24 protein-coding genes and 1 tRNA gene are annotated in these 20,589 nt (G+C 34.3%); 7 read left to right on the top strand and 18 right to left on the bottom strand.

All coding sequences use genetic code 11. From position 1 onward, the window contains the following. Nucleotides 1-83: 83 nt before the first annotated feature. Both OD90_RS03555 and OD90_RS03550 read left to right on the top strand, forming a co-directional pair. A complete protein-coding gene (locus tag OD90_RS03555; protein ID WP_144666664.1) occupies nucleotides 84-710 on the top strand; it encodes a hypothetical protein in 627 nt (208 codons plus the stop codon). 6 nt (nucleotides 711-716) lie between these two features. Further along, on the top strand, nucleotides 717-2,051 hold the full coding sequence (locus OD90_RS03550; protein WP_144666660.1) for a histidine kinase: 1,335 nt from the start codon (nucleotides 717-719) through the stop codon (nucleotides 2,049-2,051). A gap of 88 nt (nucleotides 2,052-2,139) precedes the next feature. Here the strand turns inward: OD90_RS03550 and OD90_RS03545 are convergent, their stop codons facing one another. The 3 genes from OD90_RS03545 to OD90_RS03535 all read right to left on the bottom strand — a co-directional run bounded on the left by OD90_RS03545 (nucleotide 2,140) and on the right by OD90_RS03535 (nucleotide 3,844). Continuing rightward, a complete protein-coding gene (locus tag OD90_RS03545) occupies nucleotides 2,140-2,982 on the bottom strand; it encodes a TerC family protein (protein ID WP_144666657.1) in 843 nt (280 codons plus the stop codon). Beyond that, on the bottom strand, nucleotides 2,982-3,362 hold the full coding sequence (locus OD90_RS03540) for a DNA topoisomerase IV (RefSeq protein ID WP_144666655.1): 381 nt from the start codon (nucleotides 3,360-3,362) through the stop codon (nucleotides 2,982-2,984). The genes OD90_RS03545 and OD90_RS03540 overlap by 1 nt, the downstream gene beginning before the upstream one ends. Before the next feature lie 80 nt (nucleotides 3,363-3,442). Further along, a complete protein-coding gene (locus OD90_RS03535) occupies nucleotides 3,443-3,844 on the bottom strand; it encodes a helix-turn-helix domain-containing protein (protein ID WP_144666652.1) in 402 nt (133 codons plus the stop codon). Nucleotides 3,845-4,125: 281 nt separating this feature from the next. Between OD90_RS03535 and OD90_RS03530 the strand changes: the two genes are divergently transcribed. The 3 genes from OD90_RS03530 (at nucleotide 4,126) to OD90_RS03520 (ending at nucleotide 6,385) form a co-directional block, all read left to right on the top strand. Beyond that, nucleotides 4,126-5,172 carry a M14 family zinc carboxypeptidase gene (locus OD90_RS03530; protein ID WP_144666649.1) on the top strand — a complete coding sequence of 349 codons (1,047 nt, stop codon included), beginning with the start codon at nucleotides 4,126-4,128 and terminating at the stop codon, nucleotides 5,170-5,172. A gap of 133 nt (nucleotides 5,173-5,305) precedes the next feature. Then, nucleotides 5,306-5,788 (top strand): Lrp/AsnC family transcriptional regulator, encoded by a 483-nt coding sequence (locus OD90_RS03525; RefSeq protein WP_144666646.1) that lies wholly within the window; start codon nucleotides 5,306-5,308, stop codon nucleotides 5,786-5,788. A gap of 78 nt (nucleotides 5,789-5,866) precedes the next feature. After that, on the top strand, nucleotides 5,867-6,385 hold the full coding sequence (locus tag OD90_RS03520) for a DinB family protein (RefSeq protein ID WP_144666643.1): 519 nt from the start codon (nucleotides 5,867-5,869) through the stop codon (nucleotides 6,383-6,385). Nucleotides 6,386-6,474: 89 nt separating this feature from the next. Here the strand turns inward: OD90_RS03520 and aroB are convergent, their stop codons facing one another. Beyond that, on the bottom strand, nucleotides 6,475-7,548 hold the full coding sequence (aroB, locus tag OD90_RS03515) for a 3-dehydroquinate synthase (protein ID WP_144666640.1): 1,074 nt from the start codon (nucleotides 7,546-7,548) through the stop codon (nucleotides 6,475-6,477). 107 nt (nucleotides 7,549-7,655) lie between these two features. On the opposite strand from aroB, the gene OD90_RS03510 reads away from it, so the two are divergent. Next, on the top strand, nucleotides 7,656-8,837 hold the full coding sequence (locus tag OD90_RS03510; protein WP_144666637.1) for a proline dehydrogenase family protein: 1,182 nt from the start codon (nucleotides 7,656-7,658) through the stop codon (nucleotides 8,835-8,837). Nucleotides 8,838-9,201: 364 nt separating this feature from the next. Here the strand turns inward: OD90_RS03510 and OD90_RS03505 are convergent, their stop codons facing one another. The 9 genes from OD90_RS03505 to OD90_RS03465 form a co-directional block, all read right to left on the bottom strand. Further along, nucleotides 9,202-9,660, bottom strand: a complete 459-nt coding sequence (locus OD90_RS03505; RefSeq protein WP_144666634.1) for a YciI family protein — start codon at nucleotides 9,658-9,660, stop codon at nucleotides 9,202-9,204. A 35-nt stretch (nucleotides 9,661-9,695) separates the two neighbouring features. Further along, on the bottom strand, nucleotides 9,696-10,091 hold the full coding sequence (locus OD90_RS03500; RefSeq protein ID WP_144666631.1) for a VOC family protein: 396 nt from the start codon (nucleotides 10,089-10,091) through the stop codon (nucleotides 9,696-9,698). Nucleotides 10,092-10,330: 239 nt separating this feature from the next. Further along, the gene (locus OD90_RS03495; RefSeq protein ID WP_144666628.1) at nucleotides 10,331-10,855 is read right to left on the bottom strand and encodes a GNAT family N-acetyltransferase; all 525 of its coding nucleotides are present in this window, start codon (nucleotides 10,853-10,855) and stop codon (nucleotides 10,331-10,333) included. A gap of 116 nt (nucleotides 10,856-10,971) precedes the next feature. Beyond that, nucleotides 10,972-11,481, bottom strand: a complete 510-nt coding sequence (locus OD90_RS03490; RefSeq protein ID WP_144666625.1) for a lactoylglutathione lyase family protein — start codon at nucleotides 11,479-11,481, stop codon at nucleotides 10,972-10,974. A gap of 166 nt (nucleotides 11,482-11,647) precedes the next feature. Beyond that, nucleotides 11,648-11,721, bottom strand: a tRNA-Thr gene (locus OD90_RS03485). Between the two features lie 61 nt (nucleotides 11,722-11,782). Continuing rightward, nucleotides 11,783-12,049: a hypothetical protein gene (locus OD90_RS03480; RefSeq protein ID WP_144666622.1), complete on the bottom strand. Its 267-nt coding sequence runs from the start codon at nucleotides 12,047-12,049 to the stop codon at nucleotides 11,783-11,785. Nucleotides 12,050-12,111: 62 nt separating this feature from the next. Continuing rightward, nucleotides 12,112-12,810: a DUF4369 domain-containing protein gene (locus tag OD90_RS03475; protein ID WP_144666619.1), complete on the bottom strand. Its 699-nt coding sequence runs from the start codon at nucleotides 12,808-12,810 to the stop codon at nucleotides 12,112-12,114. A 50-nt stretch (nucleotides 12,811-12,860) separates the two neighbouring features. Then, a complete protein-coding gene (locus tag OD90_RS03470; protein WP_144666616.1) occupies nucleotides 12,861-14,111 on the bottom strand; it encodes a DUF819 domain-containing protein in 1,251 nt (416 codons plus the stop codon). A gap of 146 nt (nucleotides 14,112-14,257) precedes the next feature. Further along, nucleotides 14,258-15,220, bottom strand: coding sequence for an alpha/beta hydrolase (locus OD90_RS03465; protein ID WP_144666613.1), 963 nt, complete (start codon nucleotides 15,218-15,220; stop codon nucleotides 14,258-14,260). Nucleotides 15,221-15,383: 163 nt separating this feature from the next. On the opposite strand from OD90_RS03465, the gene OD90_RS03460 reads away from it, so the two are divergent. Continuing rightward, entirely contained in the window at nucleotides 15,384-16,157 is a 774-nt protein-coding gene (locus OD90_RS03460) for a S1/P1 nuclease (protein WP_144666610.1), read from the top strand. Here the strand turns inward: OD90_RS03460 and OD90_RS03455 are convergent. From OD90_RS03455 to gcvT, 5 genes are all read right to left on the bottom strand, one after another. Continuing rightward, entirely contained in the window at nucleotides 16,146-17,015 is an 870-nt protein-coding gene (locus tag OD90_RS03455) for an AraC family transcriptional regulator (RefSeq protein ID WP_144666607.1), read from the bottom strand. The genes OD90_RS03460 and OD90_RS03455 overlap by 12 nt on opposite strands. A 273-nt stretch (nucleotides 17,016-17,288) precedes the next feature. Then, a complete protein-coding gene (locus OD90_RS03450; RefSeq protein WP_315897468.1) occupies nucleotides 17,289-17,894 on the bottom strand; it encodes an alpha-ketoglutarate-dependent dioxygenase AlkB family protein in 606 nt (201 codons plus the stop codon). After that, entirely contained in the window at nucleotides 17,891-18,241 is a 351-nt protein-coding gene (locus tag OD90_RS03445; protein WP_144666605.1) for a DoxX family protein, read from the bottom strand. Before OD90_RS03445 ends, OD90_RS03450 begins: the two co-directional genes overlap by 4 nt. A 68-nt stretch (nucleotides 18,242-18,309) precedes the next feature. Beyond that, on the bottom strand, nucleotides 18,310-19,128 hold the full coding sequence (locus tag OD90_RS03440; protein WP_315897481.1) for a sugar nucleotide-binding protein: 819 nt from the start codon (nucleotides 19,126-19,128) through the stop codon (nucleotides 18,310-18,312). A gap of 109 nt (nucleotides 19,129-19,237) precedes the next feature. Next, complete coding sequence (gene gcvT, locus OD90_RS03435) at nucleotides 19,238-20,329, bottom strand: glycine cleavage system aminomethyltransferase GcvT (protein WP_144666599.1); 1,092 nt, start codon at nucleotides 20,327-20,329, stop codon at nucleotides 19,238-19,240. Nucleotides 20,330-20,589: the final 260 nt, after the last annotated feature.

Genomic DNA, 20,589 nt, shown 5'->3' with positions numbered 1-20,589 from the left:
ATGTGACAGTTGGGTCTATTCCGCTTTCGCGAAAGCGTATATCTTTTCATTTTTACACTGAGACTAACCTTAAAAAACTTCTTATGAAATTTGTTTTATATGTATTGCTATTTTTTGCTGTCACAATGAGTGCGCAAACCAACTATGAAAAAGGTATGCAAAAGGCTTTTTCACTATGGGAGGATGATAAGCTAGATGAAGCTTCTAATATGTTTGAGCGTATTGCAACTGTAGAAAAGGATAACTGGCTTCCAGTTTACTATATAGCACAAATAGCCATCCTTAAAAATTGGAAAGACTTTGAAAATAGAAACGAGTCAGAGTTGAAATTAAATCTAGACAAATCGCAAGACTTTTTAAATAGGATGCGCAGTATGGAACAGTCCTCTCCGTATGCAGATTTTCTCCAAGCTCAGTTATACACGGTATGGGTCGCTCATGACGGGATGAAGTATGGAATGAAATATGCAGCAAAGATAGGAGCACTCTATGAGCGTATTGTAAAAATTGAACCAGATAATCCTATATTTATTGCTTCAAAAGCCGAATGGGATATGGGAACTGCTAGATATTTTGGTAAAGCTGTAACGCCTTACTGCAATGAATTACAAAGAGCTATAAGTCTTTTTCCTACCTTTAAACCAGCTTCAGAATTTCACCCTAAAGGAGATATTAAAAGAGTTTTAAAAAGCGCTGAGGCTTGTAAATAATTAAAAATGAAGTATTACTTAAGGGAATTTTCAAAGGCAAACATTATTGGCTTAACAATTTTTATTGTTCATAGTATTATCTTGTATGTCCTTGGTGATCCATGGTATGGAGACACGGTGAGTACATTTTTTTGGCAAAATCAAGTATTTTCTGTTGGGCTGTATGCTGTCAACGCTATGGTTACAATAAATTTTAGAAAACGGTACAAAGGCATTCTGTGGAACTTTAAGATTTTATTATACGTAATTGTAGCACACATAATAATTACTTTAATTACGGTATTCCTATTAAGACTATTACTTATTACTGGGTACTACAACGTTTCATTAGATCAATTCATGGCCAGTGAAGGGACTAGGGATTATGTATTTCCATTTATAATAACAGCCATTGCAACAGCTGCATTTTATGGGGTATATCACTGGAAAAATAAACAAGAAAGCAAGGTAAAGCAATCTAAGATAATAGCTGGAGCAGCCTCTGCAAAGTTTGATGCTTTGAAGAATCAGTTAGATCCTCACTTTCTGTTTAATAGCCTTAACGTACTCGCTAGTCTTATAGAAGAGAATCCTAAGCAGGCACAAAAATTTACTACCTCCCTTTCTAAAGTATACCGCTATGTTTTGGAACAAAAAAATAAAGAGCTCGTTCCTCTAGATGAAGAACTATCGTTTGCTCGTACTTATATGAACTTATTAAAGATGCGTTTTGAAGATAGCATTGTTGTAGATATTCCTGAAGCCTCTTCTAACCCCATTTACAAAGTGGTGCCTTTATCACTACAATTATTGTTAGAAAATGCAGTAAAGCACAATCAGGTTACCCCTTCTAAAAAGCTTTTTATTAAGATTTATGAAGAAGGTAACAGGCTTTACATTAAAAATAATATTCAAAAGAAACAAGTAATCAAAAAGAGTAGTGGAGTAGGTTTGCTCAATATTAGACAACGGTATAATTTGCTATCTAACCATGACATTCGTGTAGAAGACACTGGCGGCTATTTTTCAGTAGGTGTTCCAATGCTTATGGAGCCAGAACAAATTTCTTTTGCACCAAAACAAACAGCGTTTCTTGAGGATAAGCGTTATCAACGCGCAAAAAAGAAAGTAGAGGATCTCAAGGGCTTTTATATCCACTTTACAATTTATTGCATAATGGTTCCTGTTTTTATTTATTTGAATGCAAGATCTACTAGCTTTCCTTGGGCTGTTTTCCCTATACTAGGTTGGGGTTGGGGAGTGGTTGGTCATGCTTCTGAAACCTTCGGTTGGAACCCTATATTTGATAAAAAATGGGAAAAACGTAAAATCCAAAAATTAATGGAAGATGAGGATTTTTAATTTTTTTCTAAGAGTGTGTGTAACATTAAATTAAAAAAGGGTGAAATTTTTCCACCCTTTTTTAATAACTGATATTTTAAATAAACGCTTATTTTTCTAATTTACTTACATTCTTCTTCATTTGAATTTGCGCGCCAGAGTCTTTAGATTTTAATGATCTGTACTTAAAGTTGATGAACTCCACTAAAAGAGAGAAAGCAATAGTGAAATATAAATACCCTTTAGGAATCGCTCCTACGGTACTTCCTAAGATTTCTAGATGTGATAAGTGAGCACCCTCTGCAATAAGCATAAATCCAATAAGTATTAAAAATGATAGTCCTAGAATTTGAAGTGATGGATGTTTTGCTATAAAATTACCCACTGGATTAGCAAAAGCCATCATAATAGCTACAGAGACAACTACTGCAATGATCATTAGGATAAGTGCATCTGTTGGGTTATCAGAAATCCCGTTTGTCATTCCAACCGCAGTAAGAATAGAATCAAAAGAGAAAACGAGATTTATAATAGCGATCTGTACAATAGCTTTGGATAGGGTAGACGAACTTTTTTTAGAAATTTCTTCTTCTTCAAGACCAGTTTCATCTACTTTTTCGTGTATTTCGTGTACAGATTTCCAAATCAAAAAGATTCCTCCTGCAAATAAAATAACTGCTTGCCAACTTATTCCTGCTGTTATCCAGCTTGCATTAATATGCCAGAAAGGAGCACTAAGTGCTACTAACCAAGAAATTCCAAAAAGTAGCGCTACACGCATTGCCATCGCAAGAATGAGTCCAATGTTTGTTGCCTTTTTGCGTTGCGCTAAAGGTAATTTCTCTGAGGCTATAGATATAAATATTATATTATCTATACCTAAAATGATTTCAAGAAAAGTAAGTGTAAGCAATGCTACCCAAGCATCTGCAGAAGTAAGAATATCAAACATTAGTCGTTAGTTTTTTTTGCGGTACCGCGTTGTTTTATAGTTTTTCCTACGAGGGAATACTCAAAGGTATAAAAATCTCCATCGGTAGCGATAATTTTCATATGAATAGCTTTTTCTTCAGAGCGACTTTTGGGATTAAGTTTTTTTACAATGTATTCACAGTCATTAATCCATCGTATAGAAGAAGAGTCTGCTTTGTTATTAAAATAATCTATTTCAAGTGTGTCGTTACGAGTAAAAGTAGTCGCAACCAGCTGGCCTTCGAGTAAAGTCTCAAACGTAAATGTGCCAGTTTTAAAATCTCTGCAATTGCGTTCTGGAGTAGTACAACTCTGGATGCTTAGTAAAAAAACAAAAAAGATACTTGAACAAGTTTTCATATAATACAAAAATACATGTCAAAATTGATTATAGCTATAGACATCTAGAGGTTGTTTTGCATTACAAACATGAATTTAAATTAGACGTCATAGCTTTCAAAAGTTCCATCACTCATAAGTAAAATTACACGCTTAACTTTTGATGAATTTGTTGAAATGTTTTTGAAGTTTTCCTCGTTTTTTGAAACCTCATTTTTAAGGTGATTTTCGTAAAGTTTTTCATCAGTTTGTGGAGTAGAGTGGGGCTTTTTTTTAGGATTAATTTCTCCATAAATAAGCCAGTCTAAATCGACGGTTTCAAACGTAGAAGTCACCTTCATTACAAAGTCGAGACTAGGCTTGTTTCTTCCAGACATTAAATGTGAAATAGTAGCACGGCCTACCTCTAATTTTTCAGCAAAGGCAGCTGCAGAAAGCTGATGATCGTTCATTACCTTCTGTAATCTTCTAGCAAATTTTTTATGATTTAGCAGTGTTTCCATTTGTATACATCAAAGATACATTACAAATGTAAACATTCATGAAGGAATTGATTTATTAATAAAAAAATATAAGAATGGAATTAAACAATTGGTGTACTTAAAATTACTTAAAAAACTGAAAATTAATTATTTAATTATATATTTTATGATTTTTAGTTAATTTACACTTATTCGTTTTCATTTGTGATAGATTCTGAGTTACTTTTAATGTTTACATCTGTAAAATTTACTTTGATATACTATTTTTTGAATACGCTATCTTTGTTACTAAAAAAGTATTTATGAAAATATCTATGCTTCTTGAAGTATTTTCAAAATGTAAAGAAAATACAATCTCTGGTCGATTCATATCGCCTCAATATTTAGAGGAATTTCTATATAAATTACCTGATGATTTTGAGGTAAAGACAGCTGGTATTTCTGTTCAAAATCGTCCTATTTTTTCTGTAAGAATTGGTACTGGAAAATTAAAGATTTTACTTTGGTCACAGATGCACGGAAATGAATCAACAACCACAAAATCTCTGTTAGATTTTTTTAATTTTTTGCAATCAAAAACATATCAAATGGAGGTGTCAGAATTGTTAGAAAGATGCACCTTTTTAGTTCTTCCCATGCTCAATCCTGATGGCTCTTTTTTGTGGACTCGCACGAATGCAAATGATGTAGATCTCAATCGAGATGCCCAAAAATTAAGCCAGCCAGAGTCAAAAACGTTACGATCAATTTTTGATACCTTTATGCCAGATTATTGTTTTAATTTACACGGGCAACGTACGATTTATGGTTTTGAAGACACCGGCAAGCCTTCCATTCTTTCCTTTTTAGCACCTTCGGCTAGTGCAGATCGAGATTATCCACTTTCGCGAAAGCGAGCTTCTTATTTAATAACTCATATATATAGATCTCTTCAAGATGAACTTGCAGGTCATATTGGACTATATGATGATGGTTTTAATAGAAACTGCGTCGGAGATACTTTTCAAGAAGCTGGCGTACCTACCGTTTTATTTGAGGCGGGTCATTTTCCAGATGATTACGCTAGAGAGAACACTCGTAAATATGTTTTTTGCTCGTTGATTTATGCAGTAGAGGCGGCAATAGGTGAGTTCAACTATAGTGTAGAGGATTATGAGGCGATACCAAAGCATAGTAAGTGCTATTGTGATGTCCATCTTAAACTCAAAGAGGGGCAGATGCCTATGTATTTTTTAGAGACAAAAGATGGAGATACTATAAGATTTGACCCTATCGTTCTAGCAGAAGATTTAGGAACGGGCAAGTTTTCTTATAGAGAAATGAATACCTTAACGTCATTTAAAATATAATTGCTCTACGAAAACGTTTGAGAATTAGAATTTATAATTTTTACTGATAAATAATGTCAATTAAAATATTTTATTGCAGAATAATCAGTCATAAAGCATTAATTTTGAATTATATTGAATAAAATCATCCATAATGGCAAAATTTAAATTAGACGAGGTTGACCACCAGATACTTGATATGCTTATCGAGAACACAAGAACACCGTTTACAGACATCGCAAAAAAGCTTTTGATCTCTGCAGGAACGGTACACGTTCGTGTAAAGAAGATGGAAGAAGCTGGTATTATTATAGGTTCTTCTCTTACACTTGATTATGGTAAATTAGGGTATTCTTTCATAGCATACGTGGGTGTTTTTCTGAACAAAACATCACAAACAACTTTTGTCTTAGAGCGTATTGCAGAAATACCTTTTGTAACTGTTGCTCATGTTACAACTGGAAAATTTAATATTTTCTGTAAAATACGTGCAAGAGATACAAATCATGCAAAAAATGTTATCTTCTTGTTAGATGATATTGATGGAGTATATCGTACAGAAACAATGATATCTCTTGAGGAAAGTATTAACGATAAAAAGCGTTTAATGCATTCTATATTTCAAGATTTACTATAAAACAACAGAGCAAAATAGGCAAAGCCCTTTTTCTTCAAAGAAAAAGGGCTTTTTTTGTACATTTAATCCAAAAGAAATATGAGGCGCAAAGAGTTATTACCTTCAGAGTATAATCCGTATTATAAAAACTATATAGAACAGGTACCCGAAGAGAGTGAGCTTATCACATCACTGGATGAAGGTATGAAAGCCACAGTAAGTTTTCTTGAAAATTTACCAGAGGATACACTTAATTACAGATACGCACAAGGGAAGTGGACTCCTAAAGAGGTAATTCTACACCTCATTGACACAGAACGTGTATTTGCATACCGAGCAATGCGTTTCTCTAGAAAAGATGGAACTTCTTTACCTGGTTTTGAGCAAGATGATTATGTGTTGCATAGTAATGCCAGTGAGCGTAGCCTTATCTCACTCATTGATGAGTATAAAGCAACTAGAAATGGGACTATTACCCTATTTAAAAATTTAAAAACAGATATGCTTACTTATACAGGAACGGCTAGCGGTAGCGCAATGAGCACAAGAGCTGCAGGTTTTATAATTTGTGGTCATGAGCGTCATCATTGTACAATTATTGACGAACGTTACATATAATATTATTACGGGTACGCTTTCGCGAAAGCGTATTTAAAGTATATTAAAATAACCATGTAGATTGTTTGACAACGGCTTCGAATCCTTTATTAAGCTAGAGATTTATAAAAGTCAAACCCCTCATAGATAATTGTATTTGATACTTTTTGATCAATTACAGCTTTACCTATAGTTTCTAGCAATACAAAATTCACATTGCCATTAGTGTTTTTCTTGTCGTATTTAAGATACTCTATGATATGCCCTATATCTTTTTGGTTGAACATTACCTGATCATAGAGTTCTGTAAAAACAGCACAAATTTCTGTAAGATGTTGTTCGTTCAGACCAGTAATTCTCATAGAAATATAACTCTCCAGTATCATCCCAATAGCAATGGCTTCACCATGTAATAAGGTGCGTTTATCATCTTTGTCCAAACAATAAGACTCAATAGCATGGCCTAAAGTGTGGCCGTAATTTAATGTTTTTCGGATGTTTTGCTCTGTGGGATCTTGAAGGACAATTTTATTTTTGATACTAATACTTTCATAGATTAGTCTATTAAGATCATCTATGGATAACCCACTTAAGTCTTTTAATTGATCCCAGTATGGTTTATTTACAACTAGACCATGTTTGTACATTTCTGCAAGGCCAGATCGTAATTCATTTTTAGGTAAAGTGGATAGAAAACCACCATCTATAAGTACCAGTTGAGGATTATTTATGATGCCAATCAAATTTTTGAGCGTCCCTAAATCCACACCCGTCTTACCACCCACGCTTGCATCTACCATGGCGAGTAGAGAAGTAGGTACGTTTATAAAATCCATTCCTCTTTTGAAAGTGCTTGCGACAAATCCACCGAGGTCTGTCACAACACCTCCTCCCACATTTATAACGACTGCCTTACGATCTGCATTAAGATCTGCCAGGCTATGCCATACGCCTGTACAAGTTTCGATATTTTTATGAATTTCACCCGGAGTGATTTCAATTACTTCAATAGGTAAGTCTGTATCTAAATTGCCTAAAAAAGAAGCTAGGCAATGTTCATGCGTGTTTGTGTCTACAATTATATAAATACCGCTATAAGCACTCGATTTAAGAAATTTGTTAAGTGCCGTATACCCAGAATTATTAAAAACAATATCGTAAGAAGCTGCAGAAATTGGGGTCATTTGAATGTGAAATTTTAAAATAGCAAATTACTCACTTTTTAGATAAAACACTCTTAACTGCTCGTATATTTGTAATGCTCTGGAGCATCTAAATTTATAATTAAAAAATGAACGATACTTTAACGTCATCTCTCTTTGAGAACACAAAAAATGCTTTTGCATTAAAGTCTGATAGTGAATTAGAACGCGCTTATTTCTTGTTTAAAATGATATCAAAACAGCCGCTAGTGCGCATAGGAACTGCAGTTACACGCTTTGCGCTTAATGCAAACCTACCAGTAGAGGGATTGATACGTTCTACTGTGTTTGATCATTTTTGTGGAGGTGTAAATGAAGATGATTGTATGAGTACCGTTGATAAGCTTTACGAAGCAAACGTATGCTCCGTATTAGATTATTCTGTAGAAGGAAAAGAGGAAGATTCCTCTTTTGATCAATGTATGAATAAGGTAATCAGTCTCACGAAATTCAGCGAGCATAAAGAAGCGATGCCTATCTCTGTTTTTAAACCATCTGGTGTAGGAAGATTTGCTTTATGGCAAAAAGTAAACGAGAAGAAATCGCTTACAGAAACAGAACAGCGGGAATGGAAAAGAGTTAAAGAGCGTGTCGATCTTATCTGTAAAACAGCTTATGATTGTGATATTGAAATCCTCATTGACGCAGAAGAAAGTTGGATACAAGATGCTGCAGATACACTTGTCACAGAAATGATGGCAAAATATAACAAAGAGAAAGCTATTGTGTATAACACCTTACAATGCTATCGTCACGATAGATTAGACTATCTTAAAAAGTTACATGCAGAAGGCATAGAAAGAGATTTTAGAGTAGGAGTGAAGATCGTAAGGGGAGCTTATATGGAAAAAGAAAACCAGCGAGCCTTAGAAAAAGGATACCTGACTCCCATTTGCGCAAATAAAGCTGCTACAGACAAAAATTTTAACCACACCCTCCGTTATATATTTGACCATATAAAAGACATGTCACCATTCTTAGGTACGCATAATGAGGATAGTTGTTTACTTGCCACGGAGATTATGCATGAGATAGGGTTAGCGGTAAATGACGAGCGTGTTTGGTTTGGACAATTGTATGGAATGAGTGATCACATAAGTTTTAATCTTGCAGATAAAGGATATAATGTAGCAAAATATATGCCTTTTGGCCCTGTTAAAGATGTAATGCCATACTTAATACGCCGTGCAGAAGAGAACACATCTGTAGCTGGACAAACAAACCGTGAATTGGAACTTCTCAAAGCGGAAAAGAAAAGACGTAAACTTTAATTAAGGATGTAAGCTAGATTTGAGTTTAATAGCGTTTACAATAAACTCTTTTGGGGTTACCCGATAGAAAAAAAGGATCGGGCTATACGTTGCAAGTCCGTGCTTGTTGCTCGCTGTTGGCTTTATAGTACTACCTCTAACATGGTGATGGATTCTGTTAGAAACTTTTTGTTTTATTAAAGCTTCTTTCTGGAGAAGGTAGTGTAAATAAGATATCTATGATTCCTATAGGCTAGAGATCTTGTGGTATGAACAAACTGTAAAACCTTTATATAGTTTAGAAACCTTAATGAATAAGGGATAATACTATAAAGTGAAATTACATTTGAAGGCTTTATAGCTATGTGTTTTTAGTTCTGATTTACTAGAAACCAATTTTCCATACTTTATCAGAAGCTTCTAGGTACTCTGATAATGCTGCAGAACCGTACCACATAAATAGCTCGGGCTCTAAAAATTTATTTGCTATGGCAGGGTCAGTTTCTAGAAGGACTTTTGCATCTTCTATAGATGGCACATCTAAAATGAATATACCTCTGTAAGATTTTTCATTTTCAAGCATGGGCCCGGCAACAATCATTTTTTTTTCTTCAACTAAACGATTTATATTGCTCATATGACCGGCAAAAGAACTGTTTTTTAGTTCTTGATCTGTTGAGGTATTGCTTCCTGTTTTGAGAATAACAAATACAAATGTCTTCATTCCATAATCATCAGCTCCTACTTTTTCTGCTAATACTGCATCATAATTTGGATTGGTTTTTTGAGCCGAAGAACTAATTGCGAATGTTGCAATTACGAGTAGTGTAAAAAAGTATTTCATATTAATTATTGATATTTGATTTTAGAGCGTATTATTTATAGCTGCTCAACGAGTTGAATATTATTACCGCAAGTATCATTAAAAATTGCAATTTTAAAACTTCCTGTCTCAGTGGGTGTAACGCTGAACTCTACACCTAATGAGGATAAGCGTTCATAGTATGTATCAACATCTTTCACGTCAAATTGAGTCCAAGGAATTCCAGCTCTCATTAGCGCATCTTGATATACTTTTGACGGCTCAAAATGGTTTGGAGCAGGTTCTAATAAAATCTCTGGCCCATCCTGCCATTCTTTTGAAACTAAAGTTAACCATCTATTACCACCGCCTACCGGTTCATCTTTCTTTTTCAAAAAGCCTAATTTTTCAGTATAAAAACGCAACGCTTTCTCTTGATCTCTTACAGGGATACTTATTAGGCTCACTTTCATTTTACAAATTTATCATTAATTTAAAAAAGATCTATTTATTACTATATAGTTTCTTGTAAATAAGTTTTTGTATTAATACACATAAATTAGTTTTAAGTATAGCAAGGGGTAATTAATATAGGCTTATAAGAGTACGCTTTCGCGAAAGCAAAAAAAACAAAAAAATGTATCTCGAGAGCTTCATCTAAAAGTGAGATTACGATTACATAAATATGCTTCTAATTTATTATAATATATAATTAATCAAGATTAAGCTTAAAGCCGTAAACAGAAAGTTTTTCTTGCATAAAATCGATATCTGGAAATCTTGAGAAGCCTAACTTTCCATACATGCTCCATGCAACTTGCATTGATTTTGTTGAGTGAATATAAACTTGCTTTTTATTTGAAATTTTTGCACGGTAAATACATTCATAGGTGAGCATTTTTCCTAATCCATTTCCTCTTTCTAAAGGGTCTACAGCAAATAATCTAAATCCTGAAGCATTTTGTATTTTGCTAATGACACCTCCTGAGCCATAGTTTTTTAAATCACTGAAATATTCTACAGCCCCAACTACTTTATTTTTTTGAGAAATAGCTACTATTAACTCTGTATGCTCATTCTTGGTTAGTTCACCTACATTTAAGAGCATATTATAGTAGTCTGGTTGCTCTGTTTTTTTAGGAAAATCGTCTAGTTGAGAATACACACTAACCATAAGTTCACCTATATCTTCAAATTCTTCTAATCTTACATTTCTTATATTAAATTTTTGACTCATTGTAAAGAAGTAGTATAGATTTAGCGCCTCTTTAGATTTTCCGGAGTAGTTGATGAAAACCCTAATAAATTTGAATTCGTTCAAATAAAGATGTAAGGTCTTTTAGGCTTTAAGGTTTACTTTTGATAAGCTCCAGAGGAGTATGTTAACTCATAACTGTGACTATAAATTTCAAAGACGATACCAAATGGATCTTCTACATAAACCATTTTAAATGGTTTTTCATTAGGGTAATATTCACGTATGGGCATTCTTTGTTTTCCACCAGCCTGAATAATTTTTTTAGTTAAACTTTCGATATTCGGATCTTGAACACAAAAATGGAAAAGTCCTGTGTTGAATGGATTAAATTCTGGTGGTTCTTTGATTCCGTGTGGGAATGAGAAAAGCTCAATACCTATTCCGTCAGAGGTAGACATATGGGCAATTTCAAAATGCTCCCAATCCTCGCCAAAGACATCGATACACATCTGTCCGATAGCTGTATTACTTTCTTTTTTAACAGTAGATGGAGGCATTATCACGTACCAACCCATCACATTTTCATAAAATTTAACTGCTTTATGGATGTTGGGTACTGTTATTCCAATATGGGAAAATGTTCTAGGATATGTGTGTTCTTTCATATGTTGTTTTTGCATATAATGTATTAGTTTGATAGTGCACATTTTGCTACACAAAAATGCTACTTAAAAATTGTTTAAAAAGAAAGGTAAGTCTTATGAGACTACTTAAAGATAAAGCTTGAAGAGGTGAAAACAAAAAAGTCTTCCTAAATAGGAAGACTTTTTGAGCCGATGGAGGGACTCGAACCCACGACCTGCTGATTACAAATCAGCTGCTCTAGCCAGCTGAGCTACATCGGCATTGCGGGTGCAAATATAATAGCAATCGTATCATATGTGCAACACCTTATTGCAACTTTTTTTAAAGCTTATTAATACGCTCTACAAGTGAAGTAGCTTCTTTCTCAAGTTCTACGCGTACTTCTTTAAGCTGCTTGCTTTTACTTTCTACTTTACGATCATTTACCTTAGCGATTAAGGTATCAAAGGTTGCGATAGCATCATCAACAATAGCTTCACTTTTTGCTGTATCTTCTTTAGGATTTAAAGCCTCCCAGATATATACAGCATCAATGATGTCTCCTAAAACAAAATTGATATCTTTTTTTAAATTTCTAATATTTGCCATTATTCTAATTTTGAGTGCAAAAATAATCTAATTTAATAACTTGGCCGTAAGAAGGAACGTGTTTATTCTGATTGCCTTTGTTTAATTAATTTCTTTAACTCTTTTCCATACTTTGACTTCCTGATTTTACGATCAAGTTTACCATATAACGTATCAAGGTAGGCAGTATTTGCGTCTGGTATTTGTGTAAGTAAAATGTATGGAGCGACCTCTAAATTCTTTTTTGTTGCTGCAAAATTTCCAGTGTAGAGGTATTTACGCTTTAATAAGTTTTGTAAGCTATCATCATACGCAAGAATTTTTTCTTGGTCACTTTGCTGTTGTGCTTCAAAAGATCCTTTAATGAGGTCAAGATTTTTATCATTAAATTTTTTGTTCATATTTTGAAACTCTGTCCAATGCATTTGATTTTCAGACCCTACAATAGCAGCAAATCCTTCAAAGTTTTTCAAAGAAGTTGTGATGTTTATTTCACCAGCTTCTGCAAAGAAAGGAATACGGTCATCATAACCAGAGTCATCAATTTTGTCAAGATGTAAATACATAACTTCTGGCTCTTTGATATCAATTATGAATTCAAATTCTGGATCGCCATCTATTTCTAAAGAATCTATATTAACAAGTGCTGTGTCTTGAATACGTTGCATATACAATGTTCCTTTTTTTAATCCCTTTACAGTACCAGAGACGGTAAGGTTTCCTGATTTTGAGCAGGAAATTAAAAGAATAGCAATTAAAGAAGTTGTTAAAAATCTTTTCATGACGGGGGTATTAGTTAGCTGGCAAAGATGCTATTATTTTATATAAATTGCTAGCTTGCAGATGCCATTTCCATTAAAATTGTACACAAAATTGCTCCATACGTTCCTACTACATACCCAAAAACAGCGAGGAGCACACCTACACTTGCTAATGATGGGTGAAACTCTGCTGCAACCACAGGAGCAGAGGCTGCACCTCCCACGTTTGCTTGACTTCCAACCGCGATAAAAAAGAATGGAGCCTTAATTAATTTTGCTACAAGAATTAATAATACAGCGTGAATGGACATCCAAACAAACCCAATAGCAATAAGGCCAGGATTTTCAAATATGGTGGTTAAGTCCATTTTCATGCCTATAGAGGCGACAAGAATGTAAATAAAAACACTCCCAAATTTACTAGCTCCCGCACCTTCATAGTTTTTTGCTTTTGTAAAAGACAGCAAAATTCCTATTAAAGTAGCAATGGTAATCATCCAGAAAAAGGTAGAGCTAAACGACGCTAGTGCAGAATCTTTAGGGATATCTGCAAATAGTGATGACATACCACTTGCTCCCCAGTGAGCAATTCCTACGGCCCCAAAAGCAAGACCCAGCATCACCATTAAGTCATTAAGAGTAGGGTTACGTTTAACACCTTCTGCAAACGTAGATACTTTCTCTTTTAACCTTTCAATAGCTGTGGTATCTGCCTGTAGCCAGTTATCAATTTTTTTAGACTTTCCTATGCCAAATAATAGAATTGCCATCCACACATTTGCCACCACGATATCAACCAATACCATTCCTCCATATTTTTCAGGATTGTATTCATAAATCTCTAGCATCGCCGCTTGGTTTGCACCTCCACCTATCCAGCTTCCAGCTAAGGTAGAAAGCCCTCTCCATATAGCATCAGGTCCAACCCCTCCTAAGGTTTCTGGAGATATTGTAGCAATTAATAAAATAGCGATAGGTCCACCTATAACAATACCAATTGTTCCTGTAAAGAACATTATGAGCGCCTTTGGACCTAGGTTTACAATAGCCTTTAAGTTTATACTAAGCGTCATTAAAACAAGTGATGCAGGTAGTAAATACCTACTCGCTACATAATAAATCTGACTACTCTCTGCATCTATTAATCCTAAGGAGTTAAAAATAGCAGGAATTAAATAGCATAAAAGAAGCGCGGGAATAATACCATAAAATTTAGACCAAAATCCGTCTTTTTTGCTAGCTGTATAAAAAATAAATGCCAGAGCCAATGCGATTAAGCCAAAGACAATAGCATCGTTTGTAAAAAAAGGTGTACTTTCCATAAATATCAAATTCATTACGCTTTCGCGAAAGCGTACTCATTAAAACCAGTGAATTACTGAAAAGCTCGAAAATAGAAAAAATACCTAATAAAGTAGGTGAAGTAAAAAATTTTAAATTTTAAAACACAAAATTTAAAACCTCTCGCTTAGTCTAAAATGAATTGTGCGATAGTATTTACGACCTCGGGTGCAAGTGGTAAATTAGGTTGGTTATAAGACTTTGTATTCTCTAAGTCATCACCTTTTATAATCCTCAAGACATGGTTCATACCATCTATTACTATAAGAGTTGCCTTAGAGTTGCCTTCCTGTAGCAAATGTGCTTCCTCTAAAGAGACTTGAACATCATTATCACCTGTGAGAATCAACACATTTTCACCTTCAAGCTTTGCGATCTCAGCTTGAGGGTCATATACCATCCAACTTCTCATAAATGGCTGTAAAGATGGTCTTAGAATAGAATTTAATGCAGGAGAAAAATCTTTTACAGCCCCTTCCTCTTTCAAAGTTTTGAAAGCATTGATGGCTTGTTTTTCTAAATCTGGCATTTGTAGCGCTATCTGATTAACAATAGTATTGTCTATAGATTGTCCAGCACCAGCAAGAGACACATATCCATCTACAGAAGTCTTTTGTGCAGCTACCATACCTACTAACGATCCTTGACTATGGCCTATAATGTAAATATTAGAAAATCGCCCTTCTTCTTTAAAGAAACTCACAGTGGAGATAGCGTCATCTATAAACATATCAAAACTTAATTTATCTTCTCTAAGAGCATTTTGTTTAAGTAAGGTTAGAACTCGCTTATCATACCGATAGCTAGCAATTCCCTTTTGAGCAAGCCCTTCTGCAAGAAGTTTTAAGGTATTACTACGAGCCATCTGCTGGTTTCCATTTCTATCTGTTGGACCCGAGCCAGGAATAATAATGGCTAATGTAGTGGTAGGTTGATCTGGAGTGAGCAACGTTCCGTAAACGTTGCTATTAATACGTAACTCTTCATTTCCTCCATATTCTTGAGAAACAGATATTATGGAGGTACATAGAAGTGCAGCAAAAAAGGACCATTTTGTTGGGAGCAGTTCAAATAAGAATCTCAGAATCATATTATATGGTATTTAAATATTAAAGATAAGCTTGTTTATGCTTTCGCGAAAGCGGAAACTATATAATAAACTTAACGATCCTTATATCCAATATAGTGCCATTGTCTAAGGAATTTAAGTAGGCAATTGTAGTTTTCATTGTACATTTGAAAAAAAAACAACAATGCGTGTATTAGTAACTCTTTTCTTTATTACGACTTTTATTACAAATGCAAATGCCTATGATTGGGGGCAAACAGGCCATAGAACTACAGGTGCTATAGCTGAAAAGTATTTATCACGTAAAGCACGTAAAGCAATTGCAAAACTTCTCGATGGGCAATCACTTGCCCTTACTTCTACCTATGCAGATGAAATTAAAAGTGATGGAAAGTATAGATCTTACGGGCCTTGGCATTATGTGAATGTACCATTTGACACCACTTACGATGTACACCCTAAAAGTGAGCGAGGAGATCTTATTGCAGGGATAGATATTTGTATTGATAAAATAAAATCAAAAACAACAAGTAGAGAAGAGAAAGCATTCCATTTAAAACTTCTTATTCATTTTATTGGAGATTTACACCAACCATTACATACAGGGCTATCTGATGACAAGGGAGGTAATGACTTTCAAGTCCAGTGGTTTAATAAGGGAACGAATCTGCATTCTGTGTGGGATACAAAAATGATTGATAGCTACGGAATGTCCTATACTGAGATCAGTGACAATATGCCAGCGTTTTCTAAGAAACAGCGCAGAGCTATGTCAGCAGGTACACATAGAGATTGGATGAAGGAAAGTCGTATACTTGTGAAAGATATTTACCAGAATACAAAATCTGGAGAAAAGCTAAGCTATAGGTATATGTATGACTATTTTGAAACGCTTAAGGGGCAACTTCATAAAGGTGGTGTACGTCTTGCGAGCCTTCTCAATGAGTTACTCGGGTAAGCTTGTTTCATTACAATTTGAAGATTTAAACTGCTTAGGAGTCATATGGTTGTATTTTTTAAAAATACGTGTAAGATGACTCTCGTCTGTAAAGCCAAGTTGATACGCAATTTCAGACACTGTAAAGTCTGTATGTAGTAGTCTGTATTTAATAAGACTTAGTTTGTACATTAAAATATAATGATGAATAGACTCGCCTGTATTCTTCTTAAACGAAGCGCTCAGGCCACTTTTAGTCATATTAAATCGGTTTGCTAACGCACTTACCTTCAAAAGGTTTTTATCATAAACGTATTGTTTTATATAATTGATGACTTCGTCAATTTTAATCTCTTTGTTTTTAAAATCTTTTTTGGAAGAAGTAGAATTTTTTATATTTCTAACAAGAATACTTAAGATCGTGCTAACCACATTTGAGATATTATGTTCAAAAAAATGCTTTTTCATTTCAAACTCACTCATAATAATATGATGTAAATCCCAGATAGTTTTATTATCCTGAGCATCAATGACGATATCATCGGGTGCTATTTTTGGATATTTAATGAGATATTCAATGGGTTGCAGCCAGTTGGTCTTGTCTGTAAAATTTATTTTACCAGAAAACAATAATTCTGTAAACTGAAAGTAGTGGAATGTGGTTCGTTTATTAATTTCAAACCAGTATTTGTCATCATGTGTTATAAAAAACACATCTCCTTTTTCATAAGATAGGTTAAAGTCATTAATAAAATACTTGCCCTTACCATCCTTTATAAACACAATTTGAAAATAGTTATGAGTATTTACATCATGATAGCGCTCACTTTCTGTGATTTTTTTAATAGTAAAGCTATCATCTAGATTAAAGCGTTGCATAGATATATATCAGTGTATATTTTAAAATTTTTTAAATCAATATGTAGTAATTGTAATTTAACTAATTATCAGAAAGTTACAAATTTTATTTAAATTAAAATCATACGAGAACGTACTACGATACCTACCTAGACCTGAAGTTAGAAATAGGAAGATATTTGCAGTCTCAAGCATTTCTTAAAGTATAAGGTAAATAGGCTTTCAGACTTGTGGTAAGGACTCTTTTAGTCCTCTTGTTTCAATACTCTATAGAATAGCTACAAAGGATTGTTTCTAATTATTTATAATTCTGAAAGTGAGGTTTATTCTAGGAGCTACGTTTTTTGAAGTTTTTGGAATTTGGTGTTGCCATTTATGTTGTGTAGTTCCTTTCATTATTAGCATACTTCCAGCTTCCAAAGTGAGTTTTGTTTTAATACGATGATCACTGATCTTTCTTAACTTAAAAGTTCTTTCTGCACCTAGACTCACCGAAGCAATGACAGGTTCTGTGCCAAGTTCTTTTTCGTTGTCTGCATGCCACCCATTACTATCTTGACCATCTCGGTATAAATTTAACAAACAAGTGGTAAAACACACGTTTGTGATAGCCTCCACTTTTTTTTTAATTTCGCTTAAAGCGAAAGTAAAACGCTCTGGATGCATAGTAATATTTGAATAGGAGTAAGGTTTACTATTGTTAGCATAAAGTGCTGTGAGTCTAGGTTGCGGATATACTTTTCCATATACTTTTATTTGATCCTGTCTCCAATGGGTGTTTTTATATAAGGTTTCAAAGTAGTGAGCTGCTTCTTTTTTATTAAAAATTGCAGGGTAGTACACAACATCTGCCTCTGGGAGGTTTAATTTTTGTGGGAAAGAATCAAATAATTCCATCATGGAAGGTATATATATGCCCAATAGATCAATCCAAATTGTAATGGAATGCGAGCCCATAAAAGCCATTTAGGATATCTTCCTTTGAGTCGTTCGTTAGAAAGCATATCGATATGCACTGTAAAGAATATGATAAGCATAACTATAATTCCCCAAACGGCGATCGCTCTAGTCTCTTCAAAAAGCAGACCTACACCCCCTGCAATCTCAGCAATACCGCTCCAAAAAACCATAGCACGTTTATTAGGGATGTATGAGGGCATAATTGCCCCATAAACTTTTGGAGTGATAAAGTGCATCGTTCCAGCAATAATATATATTGCGGCCATAAGGTAAAGGTGCCAAGGCATAAAAAGTTGTTTTATTATTAGAACTTAAAGTTACAAAGTGTATTGATATAAAAAGTGTATCGCACTAATTATAAAGTATCAGAATTATACTTTTTTGAACCCTCAATTACCATTTCATTTGTAATTTGAAGATGTTTAGGTAGTTTGTTATCTCTAGGCAATACGGCAAGATAACGGTCAAAATTACTCGTATAGACATTTTTATAATTTGGCTTTCTATTGAGGTCTAGCATAATAAGAAGCTCATGTATAAATTCTTTGTGGTGAATAAGATCAGTACTGCCTAGGTGAAAGATACCATGCAATTTTCTATTAATGATATAGTGTAATTGCTGGCACACCTTTGTTTGAGTTGTCGTATTCATAACAAGATGAGGAAAAACTTCAATAGCCTCGTCTAATAGAAGTTTATTTTTAAGCTCTTCTATACGAGGCGATGCAACACCAAAGGTCATAGGTAATCTTGCAATCACATATTGCTCTTCTGGTAAATGACGCATTAATAAGGTTTCGATTCTTATTTTTAATTTTCCATAAATGCTTTCAGAGAGCGTTTTGTCATTCTCATAACTAGGATAATTTGTAAAGGCATCAAAAACATTTGCACTTGATAAAAAGACCACATGAGACCCAGATTGTTGTGCATATGCAACGATTAGTTCATGCGTCTCTAGTTGGTCTTTAAAAGAACCTCTTAGTGCAGATATGATCACAGAAGGTCTCAGTTTTGTAAGTAGCTCAAACACATCATCATCTTCTAGACTAAACCTTAAGTAATGTTGATTATCGCTATATATGTTTCCAGAATGATAAGTTCCAAAAGTGTTATAATACCGGTAAAGCTCTTTATATAGCGCTCCACCTAGAAAACCGCTTGCTCCTAGAATTAAAATTTTATCTTTTGATTTTTTAAATGCGATAACTCAATATATTATACAGAAAACCCCAGATCCTAAAAAATTAACCCTTAGGATTTGGGGCTTAAGTGTTAGTGATTTATTTTTTGTAAAAAGGAGTTTTCACAACAGTTGCAGGGACTACTTTCTTACGTATTTGAATATTTATTTTTGATCCTGCTTTTGAAAAAGCGATATCAACATACCCCATTCCAATTCCTTTCTCTACAGAAGGCCCCATAGTTCCAGAAGTTACTTGCCCTATTTTAGTGCCTTGGTCATCTAAAATTTCATATCCTTGACGGGGAATTCCTCGTTCTGTAAGCTCAAAGCCTATGAGTTTTTGAAATAAACCAGCTTCTTTTTGTGCTAGAAGATGATCGCTATGGACAAAGTCTTTAGTAAATTTTGTAACCCAGCCTAAACCAGCTTCAAGTGGAGATGTGGTGTCATCTATATCGTTTCCATAAAGACAATAACCCATTTCTAATCGTAAGGTGTCACGAGCAGCAAGGCCTATAGGTTTTATTCCATAAGATTCACCTGCTTCAAAAACTTTACCCCAAAGTTGTGCAACCTCTTCATTCTTACAATAAATTTCAAAACCACCACTACCTGTATATCCAGTTGCGCTTATAATTACATGCTGAAGTCCCGCAAATGGGGCCACGACAAAATTATAAAATTTAATAGCAGAAAGGTCTACCTCTGTAAGCGACTGCATAGCCTCAATAGCTTTAGGACCTTGTATGGCAAGTAATGAGTGACTCTCCGAAATATTACGCATTTCTGCGTCAAATCCTTTGAGCATATTTTGCTTTTCTATCCACGCCCAATCTTTATCAATATTACTTGCATTTACTACAAGCATATACTGATCTTCTTTAACTCTGTAAACAATAAGATCATCTACAATACCACCTGTATCATTAGGTAAGCAGTTATATTGTGCACCACCCACAGCAATTTTAGAAATGTCATTTGAGCATATCCACTGCAATAATGCTAGAGCATTTTCTCCAGATACGAGAAACTCACCCATATGTGATACATCAAAAACGCCAACTCCCGTTCTGACGGTTTCGTGTTCTACAGTAACCCCTTCATAAGAGACAGGCATATTATATCCTGCAAAAGGAACCATTTTTGCTCCAAGTGCTTCATGTATTTTAGTTAAGGCAGTATCCTTCATTTGATCATTTGTTTTAAGAATGCAAATGTATGAAAAGGTGTAAAGGTGGGACAATAGCTTGAGGATACTTTCCTATCATATTTTAATGTTCTCTACAAAAGTTCTCACTTCGTAAATTTTATTAACCTCAACCGGTTATATGATTAAGTTGGTATTATTTGTATGTACCTAGGCGTTTAAGGTAATGCTCAGAACGCCACCTCAAACTGTAATTGGGAATTACTAGGATAATGATAGAAGAAGGATTCCAGAGAATTGAA

This window comes from Dokdonia sp. Hel_I_53 (assembly GCF_007827465.1).
In the GTDB taxonomy this organism is placed as follows: domain Bacteria; phylum Bacteroidota; class Bacteroidia; order Flavobacteriales; family Flavobacteriaceae; genus Dokdonia.
The sequence above is the reverse complement of the archived record's forward strand: the minus strand, read 5'-3'. Positions and strand labels throughout refer to the sequence as shown.